Below are 3,332 nucleotides of genomic sequence, written 5' to 3'. Positions count from 1 at the left end.
ACATTATGCGCACCCCTGGATTTCGTTCCAGGGCGGTGGTAGCCTACTTTTCAGCACTAAAACGTCTAACTACGCTAAATGACTATTTAGAATAGTTATATACCAGCGTCGACCAGCCGCGGCGTCAGGAACAACACCAGCTCGGTTTGCGTCTTCACTGTCGACGTGCTGTTGAACAGCCATTTCAATCCTGGGATCTGCCCAAAGAATGGCACGCTACGCACGACCGTGCTGTCAGCATCCGAATACACGCCTCCCAACGCGATCGTCTTCCCAAAGCCCGAGAACACGCGCGACGTCAGCGACGTTGTGTTGATCGGCGGCACCCCGTTCATGGCTTTGGAGTAATCAGGCTCATCCTTGCTCAAAACTACGTCCAGGAGCACGCCCTGGTCGTTTACAAGCGGCATCACATCGAGTGACAACGCAGCCTCTTTAAAAGACACGGACGTGGCTCCGTCACCAGCAGATTGCTGATAAGGAACCTGGGAACCTTTAATGATCTTCGCCTGATGTCTATCCGTCGTGTATACGCGCGGGCTTGATATCACACGGCCTTTTCCTGCTTGTTCCATAGCATCAAGCTCGGCATCTAGATTGAACGACCTGGACGTAATGCCGAAACCGGCAATAGCTGCTGGTGTTAAACCCAAAGGCACACTCCCAATCAAAGTGCCAGCGCCGCTACCTACAGATGTATTCCACTGGACGCCAAGGTTCTTAGTATAAGAACGATCTACCTCAACAATTCGAGCCTCAATCATTACTTGCTTTCGAGAGTAATCTACGGCATCGAGGTACTGGCGCAGTTCAGACAAACGCTCGCTGTGCATGCGCGCAACAATAACTGACGAGCCTTCTTCCGCGTTCAAACTCTCGCCTTGATCCAAAGGAAATGCCTTTATGGCATCAACCGAAGGAATATTTCTAACCTTCAATACGGAGACCTTGTAAGACGGGTTGGAGGCCGCAGTCGAGGCCATAGGACCATTAGAGTACGCCTCATATGCCGCAGGCTCAGGATTAGTACGCGGATAAAGGCTCACATAAAGGAATTTTCCATCGACTGTATAAAGCAAGCCACGAGGACTGGCAACAAACTCAATGGCTTCATTCCAGGTAACATCTTTCATGCGCATGGACAATGAGCCGCTGATACCCTCGCCAAGGACAAGATTCAGTCCTCGGTAATCAGCAAGAAGCTGCAAGGCAGCAGAGACTTGAATGGTTTGAAAATCGAATGTCAAAGATTGCGGGCCGTCCTCCGCAAAAGATTGACTGATAATCGCCGAGAAAAAAGCAGCGATAAAGAAACGGCTAATAGATTTACAGATGTTCATAACGTCAATGTCCATGATTTGTGGATTGTTTGGGGGCGGTGTCAGCGCTACGCTAACCCCCTCCCCCAATCAATCCACCAACAATGGGGATGGTCTTTTTTAAGGCCCAGCCGGTAATCTTCATGCCATCCACCATGCAATAAGCCTCTGTAAAATCGGCAACATATCTACAATGGGAAAACGAAATATAGCGTGTATTGCCATTGGTATCAGATATTAAAGCTAAAGCCTCTGAAATAGCTTTGGAATTGGGATCTGGCCTTGAGGGATGTACAAAGCCAACCAAGCGCCAAGAAGTGGATAACGGTGGTTCAGGAGGTACAGAGTGTGCAGGAACTTCTTTGTTGGAATGAGAACCGATTGAAGAAGGGGAAGAAGCGAAAAAGCGGTATACACCAGCAACACCAAGCGGAAACAGAATAAAAACAGCAGCCATGCAGGCCCAAAGTGCAGGCGATCTTAATATACTTGCCCTTGAATCAGCAGAAGACTCATCACCTACCATGCCAGACTGAGAAAGAGTTGCAGATTGGTAGTATGTAAAGATCTCCTTATTGAAACGTCCCGGCTGACTACTTACAAGTTTCGAGCGGGGTGGCGCGTCCCCAGTAACTGAGCCTTGGTAAACATCAACTTTATAGGATTTCTTATTGTATTTTCGAATACGAAAAGTGGTTTCAACAAGCAATCGAACCCACGAAGATATTTGGGCAAGGTCTTGGGTGACCAAAACAATACGCATAGAATTGTTTTTGGTATCGACACGATGCCTATGCTCGGCAAGTAAAGATTTGTCGGCAAGCTTTGCCTGATTAACATTTTGGCCAGAAGGCCAGCGACGCCAACATTCGTCAATAACGGCAACTGCACCTGGGGGAAGAATGTCGCCCAGATCTTCAATCTCAAACCAATTAGATGGCAATTGCGTAATGTTACCGCCAAACAAAGCAAGAAGCTTGTCAGCGCACAACGGAATATTAGTGTAAACATGCCTATTTTGCTTTAGCGAAGGTATAACGACATGCTCGACCACGCCATAACTCTTTCCGTGACCTGGTTTGCCGACATATGCATGAATAGCCATTTCTTAATCATCCAATGAAGGGCAGTCTGCGAATAGTAAAGCGCAGAACATAAGCGGCTAAAATAACCGTTATGCCAAAGGGAATCTGAAAGATGCTCATGAAGTACCAAACAGACGGATCAATTTGTGAAAAAAGAAGGCTGCCATGTTCGATAACGGCTACGATGTAGTCACTGCTGAGAAGAAACAGAAGCGCCTCCCAAAGCCATCCGGCTATAGCAACAGGCAGATCAGCAAGAAACTGCAAAATGTCTTGGATTATTCCCAACAGCCATTCAGCGAAAGCAGTCATAAAAATTTTCCAAATTAAGCGGAAAGTACAATGCGCAAGGCCAACACTGACCAAGCGGCAGCAAAAACAACGGTCAATATAGGAGAAATCAACGTAAACAGAGTGCAGTGAGCATCAATCGACACAACGGTTTGGAAAATAGTTATATCAGCCACTGGGCATACACCCTGCCCTGCACTCTCAGATAAACCTGCCTGGAAACTGGTTAATGCCTTTCCGAAACCAGACTCATCAAAGGTGGTTTGCATACTGTAAACAAAGGATTTGTAGTGAACCTTATTACGCTCATTGTCGAATACAGTTCCTGCATCTAAAGAACCAGGGCTTACAAACGAAAGCTCACCATCGAAATCACCACCCGAACCGTCACTGCCGCCTGTATTACCATTGTCTCCGCCAGAACCACCATCAGAACCATCATCGCCGTCACCGGGCTGACCTGGATCAACTGGCTCAGTCGAATCGGTAGATGTAGAGTCACCGACCTGACTGGCCGCATATCCTGAATCACTTGTACAAGTGGGAGAAACTGAATTGTGCCCTATGTGAAAGTTACAGAATCCAGTACTAGTAGAGCCTTTATTAAGATAGCAGGTACCAGCCTGTACCGAAGAGG

At 47.4% G+C, this 3,332-nt stretch carries 3 protein-coding genes and 1 pseudogene; all 4 read right to left on the bottom strand.

Annotated features, from left to right (window positions below; translation table 11 throughout):
• Positions 1-95: 95 nt before the first annotated feature.
• A complete protein-coding gene (locus tag ACQRAX_RS25380) occupies positions 96-1,355 on the bottom strand; it encodes a hypothetical protein (RefSeq protein WP_412041609.1) in 1,260 nt (419 codons plus the stop codon).
• Between the two features lie 37 nt (positions 1,356-1,392).
• Complete coding sequence (locus ACQRAX_RS25375) at positions 1,393-2,424, bottom strand: zonular occludens toxin domain-containing protein (RefSeq protein WP_412041610.1); 1,032 nt, start codon at positions 2,422-2,424, stop codon at positions 1,393-1,395.
• A 7-nt stretch (positions 2,425-2,431) separates the two neighbouring features.
• On the bottom strand, positions 2,432-2,716 hold the full coding sequence (locus ACQRAX_RS25370) for a hypothetical protein (protein ID WP_412041611.1): 285 nt from the start codon (positions 2,714-2,716) through the stop codon (positions 2,432-2,434).
• A gap of 14 nt (positions 2,717-2,730) precedes the next feature.
• Positions 2,731-3,332 (bottom strand): annotated as a pseudogene (locus ACQRAX_RS25365) (hypothetical protein); the annotation flags it as partial.

It is taken from the genome of Pseudomonas sp. UM16, from assembly GCF_050312595.1.
Classification (GTDB): domain Bacteria; phylum Pseudomonadota; class Gammaproteobacteria; order Pseudomonadales; family Pseudomonadaceae; genus Aquipseudomonas.
The sequence above is the reverse complement of the archived record's forward strand: the minus strand, read 5'-3'. Positions and strand labels throughout refer to the sequence as shown.